The sequence below is a fragment of the Desulfoluna sp. HI9BLuna genome (genome assembly GCF_056829775.1).
Genome location: NZ_CP186555.1, coordinates 4,058,301 through 4,080,221 on the forward strand (window position 1 = coordinate 4,058,301; position 21,921 = coordinate 4,080,221).

Annotated in this window: 11 protein-coding genes; 3 read left to right on the plus strand and 8 right to left on the minus strand. The window is 59.6% G+C overall.

Annotation, left to right across the window (positions count from 1 at the left end; genetic code table 11):
* Window positions 1–127: 127 nt before the first annotated feature.
* The 4 genes from ACOYW0_RS16455 to ACOYW0_RS16470 form a co-directional block, all read right to left on the minus strand.
* Window positions 128–4,591, minus strand: a complete 4,464-nt coding sequence (locus ACOYW0_RS16455; RefSeq protein ID WP_482414917.1) for a BadF/BadG/BcrA/BcrD ATPase family protein — start codon at window positions 4,589–4,591, stop codon at window positions 128–130.
* Between the two features lie 427 nt (window positions 4,592–5,018).
* Complete coding sequence (gene purM / locus ACOYW0_RS16460; RefSeq protein ID WP_482414918.1) at window positions 5,019–6,059, minus strand: phosphoribosylformylglycinamidine cyclo-ligase; 1,041 nt, start codon at window positions 6,057–6,059, stop codon at window positions 5,019–5,021.
* Window positions 6,060–6,265: 206 nt separating this feature from the next.
* A complete protein-coding gene (gene purF / locus ACOYW0_RS16465; RefSeq protein WP_482414919.1) occupies window positions 6,266–7,666 on the minus strand; it encodes an amidophosphoribosyltransferase in 1,401 nt (466 codons plus the stop codon).
* A gap of 24 nt (window positions 7,667–7,690) precedes the next feature.
* Window positions 7,691–11,446, minus strand: a complete 3,756-nt coding sequence (locus tag ACOYW0_RS16470) for a phosphoribosylformylglycinamidine synthase (protein WP_482414920.1) — start codon at window positions 11,444–11,446, stop codon at window positions 7,691–7,693.
* 203 nt (window positions 11,447–11,649) lie between these two features.
* On the opposite strand from ACOYW0_RS16470, the gene ACOYW0_RS16475 reads away from it, so the two are divergent.
* The 3 genes from ACOYW0_RS16475 (at window position 11,650) to ACOYW0_RS16485 (ending at window position 16,511) form a co-directional block, all read left to right on the plus strand.
* On the plus strand, window positions 11,650–12,537 hold the full coding sequence (locus tag ACOYW0_RS16475) for a LysR family transcriptional regulator (RefSeq protein WP_482414921.1): 888 nt from the start codon (window positions 11,650–11,652) through the stop codon (window positions 12,535–12,537).
* 700 nt (window positions 12,538–13,237) lie between these two features.
* Window positions 13,238–14,047 (plus strand): phosphate/phosphite/phosphonate ABC transporter substrate-binding protein, encoded by an 810-nt coding sequence (locus ACOYW0_RS16480; protein WP_482414922.1) that lies wholly within the window; start codon window positions 13,238–13,240, stop codon window positions 14,045–14,047.
* Between the two features lie 97 nt (window positions 14,048–14,144).
* Window positions 14,145–16,511: a methyl-accepting chemotaxis protein gene (locus ACOYW0_RS16485; protein WP_482414923.1), complete on the plus strand. Its 2,367-nt coding sequence runs from the start codon at window positions 14,145–14,147 to the stop codon at window positions 16,509–16,511.
* Window positions 16,512–16,631: 120 nt separating this feature from the next.
* On the opposite strand, the gene ACOYW0_RS16490 is transcribed toward ACOYW0_RS16485, so the two are convergent.
* The 4 genes from ACOYW0_RS16490 to ACOYW0_RS16505 all read right to left on the minus strand — a co-directional run bounded on the left by ACOYW0_RS16490 (window position 16,632) and on the right by ACOYW0_RS16505 (window position 21,882).
* Entirely contained in the window at window positions 16,632–17,735 is a 1,104-nt protein-coding gene (locus tag ACOYW0_RS16490; protein WP_482414924.1) for a polysaccharide deacetylase family protein, read from the minus strand.
* A gap of 214 nt (window positions 17,736–17,949) precedes the next feature.
* Window positions 17,950–19,683 carry a tetratricopeptide repeat protein gene (locus ACOYW0_RS16495; RefSeq protein ID WP_482414925.1) on the minus strand — a complete coding sequence of 578 codons (1,734 nt, stop codon included), beginning with the start codon at window positions 19,681–19,683 and terminating at the stop codon, window positions 17,950–17,952.
* Between the two features lie 277 nt (window positions 19,684–19,960).
* Window positions 19,961–21,310 carry an MFS transporter gene (locus ACOYW0_RS16500; protein WP_482414926.1) on the minus strand — a complete coding sequence of 450 codons (1,350 nt, stop codon included), beginning with the start codon at window positions 21,308–21,310 and terminating at the stop codon, window positions 19,961–19,963.
* Window positions 21,307–21,882, minus strand: a complete 576-nt coding sequence (locus ACOYW0_RS16505; RefSeq protein ID WP_482414927.1) for a chalcone isomerase family protein — start codon at window positions 21,880–21,882, stop codon at window positions 21,307–21,309. Before ACOYW0_RS16505 ends, ACOYW0_RS16500 begins: the two co-directional genes overlap by 4 nt.
* Between the last annotated feature and the right edge of the window lie 39 nt (window positions 21,883–21,921).

Sequence of the window (21,921 nt, forward strand, 5' to 3'; positions counted from 1 at the left end):
GAAGCCTCTATCTTTTTTTTCTCATGATCCTGGTTTTTCTTTACCAAAGGGTCCATCATACAGCATTTTTCCTATCCCCTATCCCCTATCCCCTATCCCCTATCCCCTATCCCCTATCCCCTATCCCCTATCCCCTATCCCCTATCCCCTGATTTCCCTGCATCTCCTGCTTCAGGTAGCATTTCTGGGCAAAGGCAGCGATCTCCGCTTCCAGATTGGGCAGCTCCGAATCCCCGAAGACCGCGTCCATGAAGGGGACGATGCGATCGGAAGGAGAGCCGGCGTGCATCCTGTGCTTCTGGGTGATGGACTGAATCTGGGAGGTGGCTGCTGTCTCCTGCATGCATCCGAAGGGTCCCACATGGTAGATGCCGCTGATGCGTGGCATCTCTCCCTTGGTGAAAAGGTAGGCCTCGCCGATGGAAATGGGCGATTCTCCCTGGATGTGCCGGTCGTACACCAGGTCTTTCTGAATCTGGCTGAGGAGGTGCTCGGAGTCGTGGCTCTCCCTGCCTTTGAGAAAGTCCCGGAAGGGCGCGGTGAGTTTTTTGCCCCGGCTCTGCATGTAGCTCTTTTTGATCATGGACAGGACCAGGCGTTTCCAGTTGTAGGCTTTTTTGAACTCTTCGATGGCTGTTTTGTTGGTGTATCCCATCCACTGGCCCAGGGGGGAGAGCATCACCTCCAGCCCGTATTTTTCCAAAAGCAGGATGGACTCCTGGTTGGCGTTTCGGTGGAGCCTGACAAAAATCTCTCCGTTGATAACCACCACGGGTTTTCTGGGGATACCCGGGTCGATGAGGCCCTGAAAGCCTTCCTGGGCACGGGCCATGAAGGCGAGATACTCCTTTGAACCCGCACGTCTGGCAACCATGGTGTAGAGCTCGTCGGTGAGGCTGTCGTAGAGGGCCTGGGTAGAGCCCGCCTCTTTTTCGTAGGGCCGTGTCCGCAGCAGGGCGTTGCCCAGGATATCCAGGCAGGAGGTGCCCTTGAAGAGCCCGGCCGCCTGCCTCAGGATTTCCCAGTCGGAGACGGGCACGTTGGTGTAATCCTTTTCCGCATCCGGGCTCAGGATGTCCACGTTGCCCAGGCCGTTTTCCCTGAAGAGCTGCTTTAAGATGACGTGATACTGGCCGAATCGGCAGGGGCCCTGGGCCATGGGCTGGAAGACCACGGCTTCGGTGTTGGGGTTGATGCCCTGGTCCATGAGGCTGTAAAGCCAGGCCAGGCAGTCCCCCACCTGGTAGGCAAAGGGCATGCAGGTGTTGGTGCCCACCATCTTGCGGGCGATCTCCTGGGCCCTGCCGGTCTGGGTGGGCATAACCTCGGCGGTGAAGCCCATGCTTCGGAAGGTGGCGGCCAGCACATGGGAGTTGTCCCCCATGTAGGGGATGCCGACGCGTTTGTTTTTGAGGACCACCGGCCTTATTTTTCGCCGGAAGTCCGCCAGGCGAACGGGCTTGGGCCGATGGGTCTTCACCACCTCGTTGTTGGCCAGGGTGCGGGTGCCGAACTGGGCGTTGCTGGAGTGGCCGTCTGTCTGGAGGATCAGGTGGGGTTTCCCCGCTTTGTTCATGATGGCCTCCTCGTGGTAGAGGAGGATGGAGTCGGTGCCGCAGTTGAAGTTGGTGGCCCGCACCGGGTAGAGGTTCGGTCCAAGGGCGGTCTCCAGGGTGTACCGGATGATGGTTTTGCCCTGGACCCAGTACATGTTTTCGGCAATGTCGCTGATATCGAACTCCGGGGGCCTGGTAAAAAAGGCGGGCACAAAGTGGAGGCCGTGGGAGGCGAAGAGTTCGTGGATACGGGATCCGGCCTTGTTGTCCAGCAGGGTGTAGCCCCGGCCGATGCCCATGAAGATGTTTTCTCCCTTGGCCGTGAGCCCTTCGATGATCTTTTCTCCCCGGCTGTAGATGTCAAAGAGGCACTCGGCCTCGGCCTTGCGGGCACTTTCCACAGCCTCAAACACCCGGCCCAGGGTGAAGCGGGTGCCGAACACCCGGGAGAGGTCCTCCCACACCGCCTTTTCCATGGGGTGGGCCGAATCGTCGAAGTGGAGCACCGGAAGCAGCACGTCCCCGTTGTCGATGCCCACGGCATCCTTGGCCAGGAAGCCGTCTCCGGCCACATAGGGGCAGAAACGGTTTTTCTCCCACAGGGCGCCGATGGCGTTGACCAGCAGGATTTTGTCTTTTCCCTGCCTGACATGCTCTTTGAGAAAAGCGGCGTGGCCATGGGCCAGTTTCACCGGAAAGCAGGTCTCGGAGTGGGAATAGTGGATCCCTAAGTTTGTGATCCGGTCGTCGGACTCCGGGGAGAGGGCCACCTCAAAGCCCAGGTGATGATACAGGGCCGCGTAGAAGATTCCTTTTTCGTTGAGGAAGGTGAGGCTTCGGGGGATGAGGACCCGCTCTTTGTCCGACGGCGAGTCCAGGGGACTCGTAAAGCGGGTGAGGTGTCGGTTCATGATCTTCTTGTACTTGGCCACGTAGTCCGGCGCCTTGGCAGAGCCCGAGTCCGTGTTGCCCTTGGGGCATGCCCCGCCCGAGAGGACCCGGTCGTGGCCCACGGTGTAGACCTGGAGCTTGCAGTCTTTCAAGGAGCAGGAGTCGGAGATCAGGCGGCTGCAGAGGGCCTCCGAGGTGGTGAACTCGGTGTCGGCAAGGCCCAGGCCCCTGAATTTGCAGTCCGCAGGTATTCCCTTTTTGCGGCAGGTCTCCAAGGCCTGGTGGGCGGCGATGGCGGCTCCCAGGGCGCCGAAGAGCTGCCGGTGGGGAAAGGCGTGCACCTCCATGCCCGTGTGCAGGGAGAGGGCGGCAAGGCAGGCCGTGCCCTTGAAGGGACCGCCCTGGGCCGATGCAAAGTCCCCGAAGGGCTCGTTGCCGATGAACTTGTTGACGTAGCCCCCCATGAACCCGTAGGCGATGGCCGCGGCCACCTCCTCCTTGGGAAACCCCAGGGCCACGAGGCGGGCGATGCCGGCCTCGGTGAAGACGCCGCAGGTGTCGTCCACGATGGGGGTCCTTTCGGCCCTCAAGGCGTACTCATGGAAGCTCGTGCCGATATCCAGGCCGATCATCTCTACCATGTTCTGCATGGTCTGGCCGGTACCGGCCATGCAGCTTAAGTTCATGCGGGATTTCTTGACGGTACCGTCTGTGTTGAAGAGGGTGAACTTGGCGTCCTGGCCCCCCAGCTCGAAGATGGTGTCCACCTTGTCGTTGAAGTGTTTGACCCCGTAGGCGTGGCAGGTGATCTCGTCCTTGACGATGTCCATGGACGCCTGCTCCGGGTTTTGTCCTGTGTCGGTGAAGAGCTTGTGGTAGAAGGCCCCGGACGAGCCCGTGTAGGCCACGGCCCGGATGGTGAGATCGTCTCCCAGGGTGTCCCGGATCTGCCGGAGGATCTCCTTTGCGGCCTGAAGGGGACGGCCGTTGGTGTTGAGGCAGATCTCGGCCACGATGGCAAGGGTTGAGGCGTCGGCCACAATGGCCTTGGTGGTGGTGGAGCCGCCGTCCATGCCCAGGATGACCTCCCGATGGGCAGGGTCGCTTGTGTCGAACACGGAGAGATCTTTGATTTTGGTGGTGCGGGCGGGTTCATCGTAGATACGCACCTTGTCCAGGGCCGAGGAGAGGGCAGGGGCGGTCTTGACGGTGCTTTTTTCCGCCTGGGAAAGGGCGGTAAGGGCGTCGCTGCGGAAGGTGGCCGGAACATGCCCGGCACAGATCACAGCCCCAATGGCACCTGCGCTGCGGAACAGCTCGGGGACCTCGATGGAGAGGTTCAACGTTTCGGCAAGGAGATCCACGAGGTGGTGGTTGCCGAAGATTCCCCCGGTGACCACGGCCCGCTCGGCTTCGCCAAAGGCCCTTGTTTTGAGGACATCGGACCGGTAGTTCTTGACAATGCGGTCGCACAGGCCCTTCAGGATATTGGGAATCTCTTCCCCCCGGTTCTGGAGGTGGATCATGTCGGACTGGATCACCACCCCGCACCTGCCCCCCACGTCGATGTCCCGGGTGGCTGCCCCCAAGGCCCCTTCGGCTTTGCCGAAGATGGTCTCCAGTTGCTGCTGGAGAAGGGCCCGGTTGGTTTTGCGGTCGTCTCCCAGGCTGACGGGCACTTCTCCTTCGAAAAACCGGCGGCACTGTTTGGCCATGAGGATGCCGCTGCCCCCGCCGCACTTGGTGCCGGTGGCGTGATCCGGCACAAAGGCCCTGGAGCCGTTTGCCTCCTGGATGGTCTCACGCCTGAAATAGTAGGGGTCCTTGGCACCGATGTGGAAGATGTGGTCGGCCCATGGCGCAATGATCCCCACCCCTGCGGGGATGGTGAGGGTGTCATAGAAAAAGGGGACCTTCAGGGCCTGGGCAAAGTACTCGCCGCCGCTTCCGGTAAAGGCCGTTGTGGCGATGTTCTCCTGGCCGTAGCGCGAGATGATCTCGTCAAATATCTCTTTGAGAGCGTCTGCGGGGTTGCCGAAGTGCATCAGGGCCTCCGGGGCGTACTCCACTTCCAACCGGGGCGTTAGAACAACCGAGTGCACAGAATCCGTACCGATGTCAAAACCGACAGCGTAGTGTTTCATGGCAAGTGGTCTTTCATGGGGTTGCGGTTATCTGTTGTGGGAAGGCACGCCATGCGCGGGCTGAGCCGCAGGGTTTTCATGGAAAAAAGGCAGGGTGCGGGGCGCTTTGGCGCTGGCGAGCGGCAACGCGTTTCAGAAACGTTCGGGTGTGGTGACAGTCACCCCGGGAAACGGTACGCTCAATGATACCAAAATACCGAAGATAATGAAGAAAAAATTCAATGGGTATCTTGGGGGGAAAAGTGGCTGGGAAGGCGTATCGCCGCAGATGGCGGGGGGTGGCATGGTGAAAAAAGGTGGTTCGGGTGCGAGGGGATGGAGGGTTCCATTCTGTTGTTCTGTGGCAAAGAGGCCCACTTTGTTACCGGTTTTGCCACTGTTTTGTTTACCTCCGGCAGGGCCGCCGGAGGCAAGCTGAACCGTTTTTTTACTTGATGTACCGGACCCCTTCGCCCTGGGTGACGGTGCCGATGCGGTAGGCTTTTTCGCCCATGGCATCCATGGTGGCCATGACGGCGTCGGCCTCTTTCGGGTCCACGGCGAGGATAAAACCGATGCCCATGTTAAAGGTCTTGAACATCTCGGCTTCGTCGATGTTGCCTTTTTCCTGGATCAGGGGGAAGAGGGGATGCATCTCCCAGCTGCCCATGGTGATATCGGCACCCAGGCCCTCGGGCAGGACCCGGGGGATGTTTTCGGTAAAGCCCCCGCCGGTGACGTGGACCATGCCGTTGACCGGGTGGTTGGCAAGGATCTCCAGGATCTCTTTGACGTAGATCTTGGTGGGGGCGATGAGGGCCTCGCCCAGGGTCATGCCCAACTCGTCCACCTGGTCGCTCACCTTCATCTCCAGCACGTCGAAGAAGAGCTTTCTCACCAGGGAGTAGCCGTTGGAGTGGATACCCGAAGAGGGCAGGCCGATGAGGACGTCTCCCTCCTTGATCTTGCTGCCGTCGATGATCTTCTCTTTTTCCACGATGCCCACGGTAAAGCCCGCGATGTCGTACTCGTCGTCGGTGTAGAAACCGGGCATCTCAGCGGTCTCGCCGCCGATGAGGGAGGCCCCGGACTGCTTGCAGCCCTCGGCAATGCCCTTGACGATGTCGGCCACCTTGTCGGAGCTGATGCGGCCCGTTGCAATGTAGTCGAGGAAGAAGAGGGGCTTGGCGCCCTGGACCAGGATATCGTTGACGCACATGGCCACCAGGTCGATGCCGGCGGAATCGTGGACGTCCGTGAGAAAGGCGATCTTCAGCTTGGTGCCCACCCCGTCGGTGCCGGAGACCAGAACCGGCTTTTTGTAGCCTTCCAGGTCCAGCTCAAAAAGCCCGCCGAAACCGCCCAGGCCACCCAGGACACCCTTGGTGAAGGTCTCCTGCACATAGGCTTTCATCTTCTCAACGGCCGCAGCGCCCTCTTCAATATCCACGCCTGCGTCGGCATACGTCAGTTTCGTCTTTTCGCTCATATCTTTAATCCTTGATTGGGATGGATTTTTAGTTAAAAAACGCCTCCGGCGGCAGGGGGCTAAAGCCCCTTGACCCCAGGGTCGCGAATGCTCCCGACCTTCGTTCCTCAGGTCGATCGCATTCGCAGATTCAGCTGTCCCACGGGCGAAGCCCGTAAGCAAATGCGACGGCCGAGGAACGAGGCCAGGAGCATTTGCGAACCAGGCTATTCGAACATGAGTTTGTTGACCTCTTCGGGGACGTCCATGGGGTAGTCGCCGTCAAAGCAGGCAGTGCACATGTCGCAGTTGGTTTTGCCCACAGACTCAAGAAGGCCTTTTACGCTGATGTAGCCCAGGGAGTCGGCGCCGATGAGTTCGCGTACCTCTTCGTCGCTCTTGGAGGAGCCCACGAGCTGCTGGCGGTTGGGGGTGTCGATGCCGAAGAAACAGGGGAATTTCACCGAGGCGGAGCTGACCCGCATGTGGACTTCGCTGGCCCCTGCCTTCCTTAAGGCGTCCACGATCTTGCGGCTGGTGGTGCCGCGGACGATGGAGTCGTCCACCACCACGACCCGTTTTCCTTTGACGTTCTCTTTGAGGACGTTGAGCTTGAGGCGGACGGCCAGCTCCCGGGACTCCTGGTCGGGCTGGATAAAGGTGCGGCCGATGTACTTGTTCTTGATGAGGCCGATGCCGTAGGGGATGCCGGACTCCTGTCCGAAGCCGATGGCCGCGTCAATGCCGGAGTCGGGAACGGCGATGACGATGTCGGCGTCCACGGGGTGCTCCTGGGCCAGGGTTTTACCGGCGCTGCGGCGGGAGCTGGAGACGCTGACCCCGTCGATGACGCTGTCGGGGCGGGCAAAGTAGACGTATTCGAAGATGCAGTGGGCCACACGCTGGCTGTCGTCGTAGATGATGGACTCCATGCCGTTTTCATCGATGATGACCATCTCGCCGTTTTTCACGTCCCGCACGAGCTCGGCACCCACGACGTCCAGGGCGCAGCTCTCGGAGGAGAGGACCAGGCCGCCGTCGGGGAGTTTGCCGATGCACAAGGGGCGCAGGCCGTTGGGGTCCCGCACGCCGATGAGCTTGCCCTCGCAGACGATGACCAGGGCAAAGGCCCCTTTGATCTCCCGGACGGTTTTGAGGATGGCGTCCTTAAAGCCCAGGGAGTAGTTCTTGGCAATGAGGTTGGCGATGACCTCGGTGTCGATGGAGGTCTGGAAGATGGAGCCGGAGAGTTCCAGTTCGTCCCGGATCTTGTCGGCGTTCACCAGGTTGCCGTTGTGGGTCAGGGCGATGCTGCCCCCCCGGTAGTTGATGACCAGGGGCTGGGCGTTGGAGACATGGGACTCCCCTGTGGTGGAGTAGCGCACGTGGCCCACGCTGATGGTGCCCTTGAGGGTTTCCAGGATGTCGTTGTTGAAGACGTCCTGGACCAGGCCCATCTCTTTGTAGTGGCGGACCTTGCCCTCGTCGTAGGCGGCGATACCCGCACTCTCCTGGCCGCGGTGCTGCAGGGAGATGAGTCCGAAGGCGACCCGGCGTGAAAGGTTTCGGCTTGTCTTGGAGAAGATACCCAGGACACCGCATTCGTCTTTAAACTTGTCGCAATTCATTGTGAATCCTTTGATCATGCCTGTTTACTGGAAGTACCTTACCCCAGACTCAAAAATCTTCATATCGGTTTTGCCGTAAATGTTACCGGCCACATGGTTTCCGATGCGTTCGCTGTGTCCCATTTTGCCCAGGATGCGTCCGTCGACGCTGGTGATTCCCTCGATGGCGTAGATGGATCCGTTGGGGTTGAAGCTGCCGTCGTAGGTGGCGTTGCCTGTTTCGTCCACGTACTGGGTGGCGATTTGTCCCCCCTTGATGAGCCCGTCAAGGACCTCCTGATTGGCAAAGAATCGCCCTTCGCCGTGGGAGAGGGGAGACTCAAAGATCTCACCCACCTCGGTGCCCGCAAGCCAGGGCGAGAGGTTGGAGGCCACGCGGGTCTTGGCGTAGCGGGCCACGTGGCGGCCGATCTTGTTGTAGGTGAGGGTGGGGGCTGTTTCCGAGAGGGTGCGGATCTCGCCGAAGGGCAAGAGGCCCAGTTTCACCAGGGCCTGGAAGCCGTTGCAGATGCCGAGCATGAGGCCGTCCCGGTCGTTCAGGAGGCCGTGGACCGCGTCTTTCACCTGCTCGTTTTTGAAAATGGAGGCGATGAATTTGCCGGAGCCTTCGGGCTCGTCCCCTGCGGAGAACCCGCCGGGCAGGGCGATGATCTGGGCCCCTTTGATCTTGCCGGCCAGGGTGGCGATGGACTCTTCCACCCAGGCGGCGGTGAGGTTCTTGAAGACCACCACCTCGGCGTCGGCACCGGCGCGTTCAAAGGCGCGCTGGGTGTCGAGTTCGCAGTTGGTGCCGGGAAAGGCGGGGATGATCACCTTGGGGCGTGCAACCCGGGTGTTGGCCACATGGACGGTTTTTGCCGTGTGACTTAAGGTTTCGATGGGACCGTGGTGGTCCTCCTTGATGTCGAAAATATCGTTCAAGGGTGCTTCCCACGCGGTGATGAGATCGTCCAGGGCGAGGGTCATCTCGCCGTGGGAGATGGTCGGCTCGCCGGTGACCATCCCAAGATCGACATAGGCCGAAGTGAAAAGTTCTGCAAGCTCTTTTTCGGAGCTGACCTCCAGGACCAGGGAACCGATAGCCTCTTCGGTGAGGATCTCCCGGGTGACCTCGGGGGTGATCTCCATGCCCAGGGTGTTGCCGAAGCACATCTTGGCGATGGCGGCCATGGCCCCGCCCTTGCTGACGGTGTGTGCGCTGATGATGTGGCCTTCTGCCATGAGCCGGGTGATGCGGTCGTATTTTTCCTTGAGGTCGTCAAAGTCGATGACGTCGGCCTCGTTCCGGTTGGCCCGGACCATCACCACGCGGGAGCCTTCCCGCTTGAATTCGGGGGTGATGAGCTGGTTCAGGTCCGTTGCGGCCACGGCAAAGGAGATGAGGGTGGGGGGCACGTCCAGGTCTTTAAAAGACCCGCTCATGGAGTCCTTGCCACCGATGGCGCCGATCTTGAACTCTTTCTGGGCGCGATAAGCCCCCAAAAGAGCGGCAAAGGGCTTGCCCCAGCGTACGGCCTCGCCTCGCAGTTTTTCAAAGTACTCCTGGAGGGAGAGGTAGATGTTGCGGTAGTCGCCGCCCATGGCAACGACCTTGGCCACGCTCTCCACCACGGCGTAGAGGCCGCCGTGGAAGGGGGACCAGATGGCCATCTCCGGGTTGTACCCGTGGGCCATGAGGGTGCCGGTGCTGGTGTCGCCGTGCTCCACGGGGATCTTGGCGGCCATGCCCTCGGTGGGGGTGCGGTAGGTCTTGCCGCCGTGGGGCATGAGGGCCGAGCCCGCCCCGATGGTGCTGTCGAAGAGCTCCACCAGACCCTTCTGGCTGGCCACGTTAAGGTCCGACAGGGTTTCGATCCAGAGGGCGGCGTCATCACCGCTTTTGTTGCTTTCAAAGACGCTGGCCCCTGCTTCGGGGGATTCCACCTCGATCTTGGTGGACTGGCTCACGCCGTTGGTGTCCAGGAAGGCTCGGGAGACGTCGATGATCCAGTTGCCGCGCCACTGGATGCGCAGGCGGCCGGTGTCGGTGATGTCGGCGATGGCCGTGGCTTCCAGGTTCTCGTCCCCTGCCAGGCGGATAAACGCTTCGGCGTTTTCGCGCCTCACCACAACGGCCATGCGCTCCTGGGATTCGGAGATGGCCAGCTCGGTGCCGTCCAGGCCGTCGTATTTCTTGGGCACCCGGTCTAGGTAGATGTCGATGCTGTCGGCAAGCTCGCCAACGGCAACGGAGACACCGCCTGCGCCGAAGTCGTTGCAGCGGATGATCATTTTGGAGACGGTTTCGTTTCGGAAGAGGCGCTGGATTTTTCGCTCCTCCGGGGCGTTGCCCTTCTGGACCTCGGCCCCGCAGGTGGCCAGGGACTCTTCGGTGTGCTCCTTGCTGGAGCCGGTGGCCCCGCCGCAGCCGTCGCGGCCGGTTCTGCCGCCCACCAGGATCACGATGTCACCGGGCTCCGGCACCTCGCGGATCACCTGGTCCTTGGGGGTGGCGGCGATGACGGCCCCCACCTCCATGCGCTTGGCCACGAAGCGGTCGTTGTAGTACTCCTTGACAAAGCCGGTGGTGACGCCGATCTGGTTGCCGTAGGAGCTGTAGCCGTGGGCGGCCCGCTTGCAGATGGTGCGCTGGGGAAGCTTGCCCGGAAGGGTCTCTTCAAAGGGCGTCCTGGGGTCGGCGGCCCCGGTGATGCGCATGGCCTGGTAGACGTAGGATCGGCCGGAGAGGGGATCCCGGATGGCGCCGCCCAGGCAGGTGGCGGCCCCGCCAAAGGGCTCGATCTCCGTGGGGTGGTTGTGGGTCTCGTTTTTGAACATCACGAGGTAGGGGACCTTCTCCTCGGAGCCGTCCACGTCCACATCCACGTTGATGCTGCAGGCGTTGATCTCCTCGCTGACGTCGATGTCCTTGAGGTAGCCGTCGTTTCTAAGGGATTTTGCGGCGATGCAGGCCAGGTCCATGAGGCACTCGGGCTTTTTCGCCCCGCAGGCGGCCCGGTCTGCCCGGTAGAGGTCGTAGGCTTTCTGGATTTCCTCGGCGTACTTGCCTTCCCGGATCTTCACCTCTTCGATTTCCGTCATGAAGGTGGTGTGGCGGCAGTGATCCGACCAGTAGGTGTCGATGGCCTTCATCTCGGTGATGGTGGGGTTTCGCTTTTCGGTCCCTTTGAAGTAGGCCTGGCAGGAGAGGATGTCCCCCATGCTCATGGCAAAGCCTTCGGCATCTTTAAAGGAGGCCAGCTCGGCTTCGGAAAACTCGGTGAAACCCTCGAACACGGCCACGTCCTCGGGGACCACCGCGTCCATCTCAATGGTTTCGGGGAGCTCCAGGTCCAGCTCGCAGGACTCCACCACGTTGATCATGTGGGTCTTGATCTTGGCCTTGTCCGCATCGGAGAGGCTGCCGTTGACGGCAATGACCTTGGAGGCCCGGATCAGGGGGCGCTCTCCTGCGGTTAAGAGCTGCACGCACTGCATGGCGGAGTCCGCACGCTGATCGAACTGGCCGGGGAGCAGGCCCATGCGGAAGACAAAATCACACCCCGTGAACCGGGAGGGGTCCTCATACACCTCATCGATGTTGGGCTCGCTGAAGACATTGGCCTTGGCCAGGTCGAAGGTGGCGTCGTCAAAACCCGTGCACTCGTAGCAGTTGATGATGCGCACATGGGAGACCCCGTCGATGTTCAGGTTGTGGGTGAGGTCCGAGAGCAGGTGGTCGGCCTCGACCTTGAAGTTATCTCTCTTTTCAACAAAGACCCGTCTGATTCTGTTTGGCATGGAAAGACCCCTGAATAATGTATGTGTTTCTCGTTCACGGTTCCGCCGGATCCCGGGGGACCGTGAACCGGTATCGCCTCAATGTGGGGCGGGCCCTGGGGGCTCGCTTCCTGATGACACCCTTGACTTACCATAGGTGGTTTTATAAATGTAATTAATAATTGTAACGTCAATAACAGGTATGGCTAATATAAGGACGGATTGTGAACGTTAATTTTGAATTGTACAAGGTCTTTTACCATGCGGCCAGGCTCCTGAGCTTCACCCGGGCGGCCGAGGCCCTTTTTGTGACCCAGAGCTCTGTTTCCCAGTCCATCAAACAGCTGGAGACCCAGCTGGGGGCCCTTCTTTTTATTCGCAACCGGCGGAACATGCAGCTTACCAAGGAAGGGGAGATGCTCTTTTTCCACATCTCCGAGGCCTTTGACCTGATCAAGGCCGGGGAGAGAAACATCGAAAACACAAAGGCCCTGGGCTACGGCGAGGTGACCATCGGGGCCAGCGACACCATCTGCCGCTACTTTCTTCTGGATTACATCAAGCGCTTCCACGAGGACTACCCCAACATCCGAATCAGCATCACCAACCAGCCCTCCATGCAGACACTGGAAGAGATCGCCGGGGGCAAGATGGACTTCGGGGTGGTGAACCTGCCGGAATCCATGGCCGTCAAGGGGGTGAACATCACGGAGATCAAGGGGTTTCAGGAGGTGGCCATTGCAACGGATGCCTATGCCCAAAGGCTTCCGGCCCGCCCTTCCATCAAGGACCTCAAGGACGTGCCCTTGATTACGCTCACTTCCAACACCAACACCCGCAGGTACCTGGACGCGTTTTTCCGGGCACAGAAAGCGGTGCTGACCCCTGAGTTCGAGCTGGAGAGCATCGATCTTATCGTGGACTTTGTCCGCATCGGCCTTGGCGTGGGGTTTGTCATGGCCGACGCCATCCCCGAGGGCGACCCCATGGTGCGCGTCCTGGACCTCAAGGAGACCCTTCCCTCCCGTTCCATCGGTATCGTCACCAACAGGAACAGCCCCCTGAGCATCCCCACCGAGCATTTTATGAAGGTCCTGATCAAGGGCCGCTAAAGAAGGTTCCGGCTGTCGTGACTTGCCTTTTTTGCGATAAATGAGGCAACCAAGTTCTGAAAAAGGTACTTTTCTTATTCCTGCCCTTTGGCGGTGCTTCGAGGGCCTGCTGTGTACAGGTCCTATTTTTCAGGGACATCGCGTTTTGGTTTTCGGCGAAACCCCGAGGGGTCTTCTGTATCGCCATTCTGGGTTTGTTTGCTGCTTTCCTGCGATGAGTGAGCAAATGCCACTAAGACTTTGATTGTTTAAATCAAATGGGGCGGCCATGATTGCTTTATGGATCAGTTTCACTACTTTTTCTAACGTTTAAAGATATAAAATTCTTTACATGTAGTACACTTGTGCCTATGATTTTCTTGTATTACGTGGTTGTCAGGTGAAATTGGTAGTGTTTTTTGTTGATGTTTTATTTGCTCAATTTGAAATAAAAATTCGGAAACCAACCCTGAATATTCCTTATTGTCGGGTGTTCCCCGCATCACCGCCTTTTCCTGTATCAGCCAGTACTCGCTATCCTTAATGAATGATGTATCCCCTCACCGCCGAAGTGAGCGTTTTGCGTCCCCCCCCCTTTTTTCAGCCTGTGGCGAGCAACGGGAGGTGTGAACCGTGCCCTTCATCCGTGGGAACGGGTTGCGTCTTCACCCTGAAGGGCCCGTGCGCCTTTTCTATCAACGAAATCCAAAAGGAATGAGACATGAAAAAGTCCCTGTTGCTCACTGCCATGATGGTTTTTTTTCTCTCGGGTGCCGCCCAGGCCGCCCTGACCTTCGGGGTGATTCCCCTGGAAGATAAGCAGATTATGGAGGAGAAGTTCACGCCCCTTGCCGGGTACCTGAGCAAGGTGCTGGGAGAGCCGGTGACCCTGCGTGTCGGCGAGAACTACGAGGCCATCGAGGCCGCGCTGCTCTCCGGCGACCTGGCCTTTGCCTACATCGGCCCCGTGGGTGCGGTGAAGGTGAACGCTCAGAAAAAGACGGTGATCCCCATCGTCAAGGTCGTGAAGAAGGGCTCGCCCTTTTACAAGTCCTATGTGGTTGCCCCCAAAGATTCGTCCCTGGCATCGGTTGCCGACCTCAAGGGCAAGGTCTTTGCCTTTGGTGACAAAGGTTCCACCTCCTCCTACCTGGTGCCCAGGTACCTTCTGGCCAAACAGGGCGTGACCTTGGACGCGCTTGACGATCACCTGCTCACAGGCTCCCATTCCAACGTGGTGCGGGCGGTCCTGGACGGCAAGGCCGCTGCAGGGGGCATCAAGGAGAGCGTAGCCCTGAAAAACAAGGATGCCCTGAAATTCCTCGCCATCTCCAAGCCCATCCCCAACTTTCCCATCTGCGCCAACATCGAGGCCCTGGGCAAGGAAAAGGCAAAAACGCTCCAGAAACTTCTGGAAACACTGCCCGCCGACGCCCCGGAGATAAAGGCCATCAACAAGAAGTACGACGGGTTTGCCAGGGCAACCATCGGGGACTACCGGATCATCCAGGCCATCATGAAGCAGCAGTAGGCCGACAGGGTCCGTTCCGGGTCAGGTGCGCAATGCCCCTTTCGGTGCGGGGCGTTGCGCGGTGGCGTGTGCACCGTGAGATGCGAGGGGGATGAGAGTGAAACTCAAGGTCAAGTTGTTGCTGTCCATGATCATCGTGGGGATCCTGCCGGCGTTGTTTGTGGCGGGGTATGCCAGCTACAGGATTTCAGGGTTTATCGAGTCGCGGCAGTCCGAGCAGATGGTTGCGGACAGCCGGATCGCAGCCGAATATCTGGAGGAGGTTCTGGACCATCGTATCCGGGATATCCGGTTGCTGCTGGCAAACCCCATCCTGGGCCAGTCGCTGATCACCGATTTTGATTACGGGGATGTGGACACCCTGCTCACCGGCCTGGTCCGGGACAAGGACAATCCCTTTTCGTTTTTCATGGTGACAAATCAGGAGGGCACCTGTGTGTCGGCCAGCGAACCCGGGCTCATCGGTGCCCGGCACGGGGAGGAGGCATGGTACCGACAGACCCTGGCCCGGGGGACCTACTGGTCGGACTGGCACGAGCAGCCCGAGGGCTCGGTTCTCACCCAGCCTCCCTTTGGCGGGGATGCCCGGTACACCATGGTCATCGCCACGGTGATTCGTGATGCGGACGGCGGGGTGCTGGGCACCCTGAGCGCGCGGGTGAAGTGGCAGCTGGTGCAGCAGTGGCTGGAGGGCAGGGTAAGCAGCTTCCGGGATCTCGGCTGGGCTACCAAGACCCTGACCGTGGTGCGCTCCGACGGCACGGTCATCGGTCATGAAGAGGGCAGCGCGGGATATGGCGGGAACATCCGGGAGAGCCTGGGGGAAGGCTCGGACAACCTGAACATTTTAGAGACCGTGGGCCAGGGTTTTTTCAGCGATGCCACCGAAGGGCACGCCACCGTGTACGGATTTGCCACCGCGGATTTCGGAGATTTCACGTGGAAGGTGCTCACCTCAGCCTCGGAAGATGAGTTTTTTCAGGTGAGGCAGGAGTTTCTTGTGGCCATGGTGGTGGTGTGCATCCTCTGTTTTCTGGTGGCTGCGGGGCTGGGGCTCTTTACGGGCAACGGCATCGTGCGTCCCTTGAACCGGGTGGTCTCCATGCTCCAGGGTATTGCCACCGGGGAGGCGGATCTCACGGCCAGGCTGCCCATGGCCGGCGGCCGGGGAAAGCCCGACGAGATCGGGGCCCTGTCCCTTGCCTTCAACACCTTTATCGGCAACCTGGAGCGCCTGGTGCGCAGCATCCGGGGCAACGCCGAGACCATCGGCCATGCATCGGTGAACATGGACCGCATCGCAGGGGAGATGTCCGGCGGAGCCCGCCAGATGTCGGCGGACTTAGGAGAGGTGGCCTCCTCCTCCGGAGAGATGAACGCCAGCATGGATGCCATGGCAACGGCTATCGATGAGTCGGATCGCCTGGTGGGGCTCATGGCCGAATCGGCCAAGTCCATGACCGCGAGTGTGAAGGAGGTGGCCCATCAATCCGAGCAGGCCAAGGAGATGACCCGCGAGGCCGTGGCCCAGGCGGAGCTGGCCAACACCAGCGTGGAAGCCCTGGGCAAGGCCGCGGGCCAGATCACCCTGGTGACCGAGACCATCAAGGAGATCGCCGATCAGACCAACCTGCTGGCCTTGAACGCCACCATCGAGGCGGCACGGGCCGGGGAGGCGGGCAAAGGCTTTGCCGTGGTGGCTGATGAGATCAAGGCCCTGGCCAGGCAGACCGCCGAGGCCACCCTGGAGATCGAGGACCGGGTATCCGGGGTCCAGGACTCCACCACCCAGACCGTGCAGGTGATCGACCGCATCACCCAGAGCAGCACCCGGGTCAGCGACATGGTGAGCACCATTGCCTCGGCCGTGGCCCTGCAGGCCGACGCCAGCCGGGAGATCGTCTCCAAAGCCGACGACGTCTCCCACTCCATGCAGGAGGGAAACAAGCATGTGGTCAGCGCCTCAGGTGTCAACGACCTGGTCTCCCGGGAGATCTCGTCGGTGAAGGGCGCGGCCGACGGCACGGCACACCGGTGCATCGAGGTGGGCGGGTTTGCCGGAGAACAGAAACATATCGGGATTGTCCTGCAGGAGGTCATCGGCCGGTTCAAGGTCTCTGCGCCCCCCTTTGACATGGGCAAGGTGAAAAATGCCCACTTTGACTGGAAAATGGGCATCGAGACCGCCCTCCAGGGCATCCGGACCATGGAGCCCGGCGAGGTGCCCGGCCACGGGGCGTGCGCCTTTGGCCGCTGGTATGCCTCGGTGGACGATTCCGTGGCCGCCCTTCCCCAGTACCGGGCCGTGGGGGCCTGCCATGAGGAGGTCCACACCCGCGCAGAGGCGGTGGTGGCCCTTCACACCCAGGGGAAAACCGACGAAGCCCGGGCCGAGATGGCCCGCTTTGAAGAGGCCCGAAACGCCCTTTTCGAAACTTTGGACGAACTCTACCTGTGTCGGTGACGTCCCGGGATCCATGCAGGTTTTGATCTGTCGTGTTCCGGGGTCAAAGGTTTAAACAGCTTGCCACACAGCTCTTGCGAATTGTTTGGACCTTCCGGAAGGCCGTCGACGATCCGACTGCTATCCGGGGTCAACAAACTCAATGTTGGCTTCCCGTGAAAAGTCATGCAGGGCCCCGACAGCCTCAATGGATTTCGGGTACAGGTCGTGGAAGAGAATGATCCCTTTTCTCCACAACAGGATCAGGGTGGTCACCCGGTCGGAGAGCTGGTCAGGGCCGATTTTCCGGTTCCAATCCTGGCTGTCGATATTCCAGAGGGCCACGTGGCTGTGGTGTACGGTGCGAAGGTGCGCGATGATCTCCGGGGTTCGCTGACCGTACGGAGGGCGAAATCCGATGCGGCTGGAAGGGGTCGAAAAAACAGCCGAGATCAGAGAATGGGTCCTGTCTATGGATGATTGCCACTGGGCGTACCCGGGGTGGGCCTTGTGGGTATACCCGTGGGAACCCACATAGTGTCCGGCATAAAGGGCTTGGGCTTTTTCAGGGGGCCATGTTTCCAGGCGCTCCCCCAGAAGAAAGAACGCCGCCTTAAGGTGTCTGCTGTTCAGCTCAGAGATCATTTTCCCGGTGACCCCATTGGGGCTGGGGCCGTCATCAAAGGTCAGGATGAATTGCTTGTCGCTGAGTTCAAACCCGTTGCGTTCGGATTGATCCAGTTTCAGAATTTCACTTGTGATCCGGGGGAAGAGGGCCGCCAGGCGTAGCTGCTCGTACACGTAGCGGGTATGGAATTTTCGGGAACGCTCTTTCCACTGATCGTACTCGGAAGGAAGGGTGAGGTAGTGGGGCCGCATCAGGGCCAGGTAGGTCTCTGCGGAATCAATTTTTGAGCCTCCGCCCCACCCTTTGGCGTCCTGCCTTTGGGCCGCATTGAAATTTTTAACCATCTCGTCCCGGGCAAAACGGACCCACCTCCCTACAGACGCCATGTCGGGCTCTTTGACGCCGGTGAATGCCCGGATCGTCTCTGTACTGCCTGTGTCCACGGTGCTCAGCACATCGAGGAAATGATAGCCCTCGAAGGCTGAGGCCCGGTCAAAGGCGGCATTGCTGTCAATGGCTTCCGGCCAGGTCTTTCTGTCATAGGTTGCTATTTTTTCGGGACCCGCGGCATGGGCGGCGGAGGTGAAGATGAGTAAAAGAATCAGAATGTATCTCATGGGTCGTCCCCTTGCCTCGGGCGGGCCGCTTTTTTGACAAGAGTCCCCGCACATGTTTCCGTGGCAACAGCCTTTCCCCTCAGGACCTGCAGGCATCGTAGGGGAAAGACCGTTGCAAGTGATGTTAATGGCGTGCCGAAAGAGCGGGGACACCCCACTCTTTCGGAACAGGTAAAACAGGGCCCCCGGCAGGATCACCGGAGGCAGGCAGGGATTACATCCCGAGCTTCTCATTCATGCGGGCGATGCCGGAATCGTAAGCGCTGTGGCTTTTGAATGACTTGGCCCAGATAAAGTTCTGGAGCGCCTCTTCGTACTTGTTCTGCGCCTCGAAGATTCGAGCGATGTTGTAGTAGGAGCTGGCGCTGACGGTTTTCTTGTGTTTTCCCCTTGCCAGGGCAATGGCCTTTCTGTTGGCCCAGATGGCATTGGGGTAGTCGTCTGCCCGCTGGTAAGCCAGCCCGAGGTTGCTGAAGGCCTGGGCATAAGTGGGGTCTTTTTCGATGGACTCTTTGTAGTAGTAAATGGCCTCATCGTATTTTTTCTTGTGATAGAGCTCTTCGCCCTTCTTGTTCATGTCCCGTGAGATTTTACGGGAGAACCGGATCTCCTGGGCCTTTTTGAGGGGGCCGACCAATGCCCTGGGCTTTCCGCCGGAGAGTTCGATTTTGGAGAAGCCGACGGTATCTCCGCTGGCCTTTTCGATGGTGACCTTGAACTGTGTGATGGGCAGGTCTTTTTCAAAGGTCCCGGAAATAAGGCCGCTTCCGGGATCAACTTCGTAGTGGCGCTTGTCGTCTCCGTTGAGGGTTACGGAGATGCTTGATGGCATGTGTACGCCGTTTTTCGGGGGGTGGATGGTAAAATGGTCGGCCATAACCGGCTCATTGAAGTTCAGGGCGATCCACTCTTTAACGCCGCTTCCGGCTACGCCTTCGGCCCAACAGGTGTTTTTGTCCCCATCAACCACAAAGTGGGGAGAGTAGGGGCTTTCGTTGCCCTTCAGGCTGTATCGCCGACTGGATGCGGTCACCCAGCTCGGGGCCTGGTATTGCGTGACATTGTCTGCCAGGGAGTGGCCTGCAAGGGTCAGCTCGACAGATCTCCAGGTGAAATCGTAGGACGGGCGGCGGCTTGCGAAGGTGAGGGTGTAGTTACCGGAGCTTCCCCCTGCAATCTGGGTGATGATGCGCTTGAACTGGCCTGAGTCCTTGTCGTAGAAGGTGCCGCCCAGCTCAGAGGTCATGGCCTTGTACTGGTCGATGTTGGGGCCCACCACGTGGAGCTGGATGTTTCGCTCCGCCAGGTTCGTGATGATCTCCTGCATGGAGAGGGGGCTTATGGCGTCCCGGGCATGGAAGGTCGCGTCGGTGATCAGGATAAAGATGACCCGTGCATCATCTCTGAAGGGCTGGCGGTAAGCGGCCTCTATGGCGTCCAGTGCATTTTCCGGCTCATCCTCGCCTCCGGCCGCTCGCAGGGAGGAGACCCAGGTTTTGAAGTCCTCGGCGTTTTTTGTGCGCCTGAATGGGTTGTTGATGGTGTCTTTGTAGGTGATCAGGCCCAACTCATAGTCAAACCCCGATGACTGGATGATATCGGCAAACTCAATGGTTTTCTCTTTGAGTCCTTTGATTTCGTATGCCATGCTGCCGGTGTCGTCAAAGACGAAGACGATATCCACCTTGTTGCGTTTCATCTCCTCCGTTTTTTTTGCTTCAAATCCTGTCATTTCAACGGATTTTAAATCTTCCATAAGGGAGAATTGCTCAGGCTTCAGGCCGTAAACGGGGTGACCGTTGCTGTCCAGGATGTTCACGTTCAGCTGGATCTGGGGGAAATCAGTGACGATGGGCTGAATGAAGGCTTTGCCTGTGGCTGCGTGTGCTTGGGCAATGGAAAAAATGCCCACGAGAATCAATGAGCAGATTTTAATAATTTTTGACATGGAACTTCCTTTCTCTTTGGCACGTCAGGTTACAACAGTTGGGAGGGCCATCAGAAAAACTTTTCCGGTAGGCAAATAAGAAAACGCTTGGTGAGGGACGTTGGGACGAAATGATGGAGCAAGGTGTCCGGTAATCCGTTGGGAAACATCTTGTAATAGCACCTGTTTTGTATGATTCGCAGGCGAATTTCCGGGTATGATATTTCGAAAAGAATAGAAATGTCAACCTTATCTGACGTGCCGGGGCGAAGAAAAAGGGAGGCATGACATCTGCGGGTTAAGGGGAGGGACGTTGAGCCATGATCTCTTGATGGTGCTTTTGGGAAAGGGGGTAGAAACCGGCAACGGCAAGGGCCACAATGCTCAAGAGGCAGGGGACAAGGGCGTACAGGGTCCGTAAGGCAAAGATGGCCTCTGGTCCCTGGCGCTGGCCCGCCTCGTAGCCGAAAAAACCGAGGGCCCAGAGGCCGAGGCCTGCCCCTGTGGCACCGGCCATTTTTTTTGCCACGGAGAAGACCCCGATGTACTGGCCTTCGCGCCGTTTGCCGGTGAGGGATTCGTCGAAGTCGATGACATCTGCGGTGAGGGCGGAAGGGAGAGCAAGGCCGGCGCCGAAGCCGATACCCGAGACAAAGACCAGGGCCCCGTAGACCCCTTCGTCACCCGGCCCAAGCCAGAAGACATAGAAGAAGGCTCCGGTGTTGATGGCCATGGAGGCCATCCACGCCGCCTTTTTTCCGATTCGCCTGGCAAGCCGCACCCATGCGGGGAGAAAGACGACCCCCGAGACAAAATAGAGGAGAAGGAACAGCTCGGCCCGATTGGATTCAAGGACGTGTTCCACATAAAAAAGGATCAGGGTGGCGGGCATCTGGGCGGCGATGGCGCTGAATGCAAAGGCCACGACCAGAATGCCGAAGGGTTTGTTGTTCAGGAGGGGGGCCAGGCTCTCTTTGAGATGAAACGGCTCCGGCACGGCGGAGGTGGCATGTTCCCGGACCCTGACAACGCAGATGCCGCAGCAGGCCAGGATCAGGGGAATGTAGACAAGGGACATGATGAAAAAGACGGTGTGGTCGGAAAATGAAGTCCCGGTAGATCGCAGGGCGGTGCGGATGATGACGGGGACGATGGCCGCCATCATGGTGCCGGCGATGAGAAACCCGTCCCGATAGCCGAAGAGAACCGTTCGTTCATGGTAATCAAAGGTGAGCTCCGGGCCCAGGGCTTCGTAGGGCACCACCGCAACGGTCCAGAAGAGGAAGACCAGGGCCAGCCAGATGAAAAACCAGGCCGTGGTCCAGGGCTCGCCGAGTTGGGGCGGGTTGAAGAGGCAGGCGATGGCCAGGCAGAGAATGACGGCCCCCACCGCGATATAGGGGCGTCGCCTGCCCAAGGGGCTGGCGGTGCGGTCGGAGAGCATGCCCATGACAGGATCGGTGACGGCGTCAAAGAGCCTCAGCCCCAGAAGGCCCGCCCCCACCACGGCAATGTCCAGTCCCATGACGTCGGTGTAGAACTTGGGGATGTAGATGTAGACGGGGATGCCCACCACGGCCATGGCAAAGGCGGGCAGGGCGTAGGCGAGCTTGACCGGACGGGGCAGCCTTTCGGTCCCGGGCTTCACTTCGCCCCCAGGAGCCGCTTTCGAAAGGCCTTGTCGATGGGGGCGTCGCCAAGCCAGACGGCGAACATGGCCCGGGCAAAGTCAGGCCCCTGGAAGGTCCCCAGCTGGATGCCGTTGAGGGTGAGGGAAAGGCCCGATTTCGGTGCGTAGGTCAGGGCGTAGCGGTCGGTGGGCACAACGGAGCGGAAGGCGCGGCAGAGGCGATACAGCTCGGGGGCGATGCGGGCATAGGTGGCCTCATCCGTGTTTCTTTCCACCATGGCGCGGGTGGCTTCGGCAAAGTCCTCGGCGTCGATGGTCTGGAAGTATTCGAGGACCAGGTGCTTGGGCACATCGGTGAGCACCTCACTTGAGGGGATGGCCTTGGGCATGTAGAGGGCCCCGGCATAAGCCCTGATGAACCGGAGGTAACGCAGGGTGGCAACACCCCGCAGGTGAAGGGTGACCGGTGCGTCCGGGTAGACCAGGTCAAAGCGGACCCCGTCGATGGTGGCCGTGGGCTCCAGGCTGTGGGCGGGAAGGACCCAAAGGCAGCAGATCAGGAGCAGGATGGTGCGTTTAATGGGCAACATGGCTCTCCTTGGACCCGATTTCTCTTTTACGGTCCGGGC

Bases quoted from the DNA above. Each gene is read 5' to 3' on its own strand.
- purM (WP_482414918.1), bottom strand. From the start codon at position 6,059: ATGAGCGAAAAGACGAAACTGACGTATGCCGACGCAGGCGTGGATATT.
- ACOYW0_RS16470 (WP_482414920.1), bottom strand. From the start codon at position 11,446: ATGCCAAACAGAATCAGACGGGTCTTTGTTGAAAAGAGAGATAACTTC.
- ACOYW0_RS16490 (WP_482414924.1), bottom strand. From the start codon at position 17,735: ATGAGATACATTCTGATTCTTTTACTCATCTTCACCTCCGCCGCCCAT.
- ACOYW0_RS16505 (WP_482414927.1), bottom strand. From the start codon at position 21,882: ATGTTGCCCATTAAACGCACCATCCTGCTCCTGATCTGCTGCCTTTGG.
- ACOYW0_RS16480 (WP_482414922.1), top strand. From the start codon at position 13,238: ATGAAAAAGTCCCTGTTGCTCACTGCCATGATGGTTTTTTTTCTCTCG.
- ACOYW0_RS16455 (WP_482414917.1), bottom strand. From the start codon at position 4,591: ATGAAACACTACGCTGTCGGTTTTGACATCGGTACGGATTCTGTGCAC.
- purF (WP_482414919.1), bottom strand. From the start codon at position 7,666: ATGAATTGCGACAAGTTTAAAGACGAATGCGGTGTCCTGGGTATCTTC.
- ACOYW0_RS16495 (WP_482414925.1), bottom strand. From the start codon at position 19,683: ATGTCAAAAATTATTAAAATCTGCTCATTGATTCTCGTGGGCATTTTT.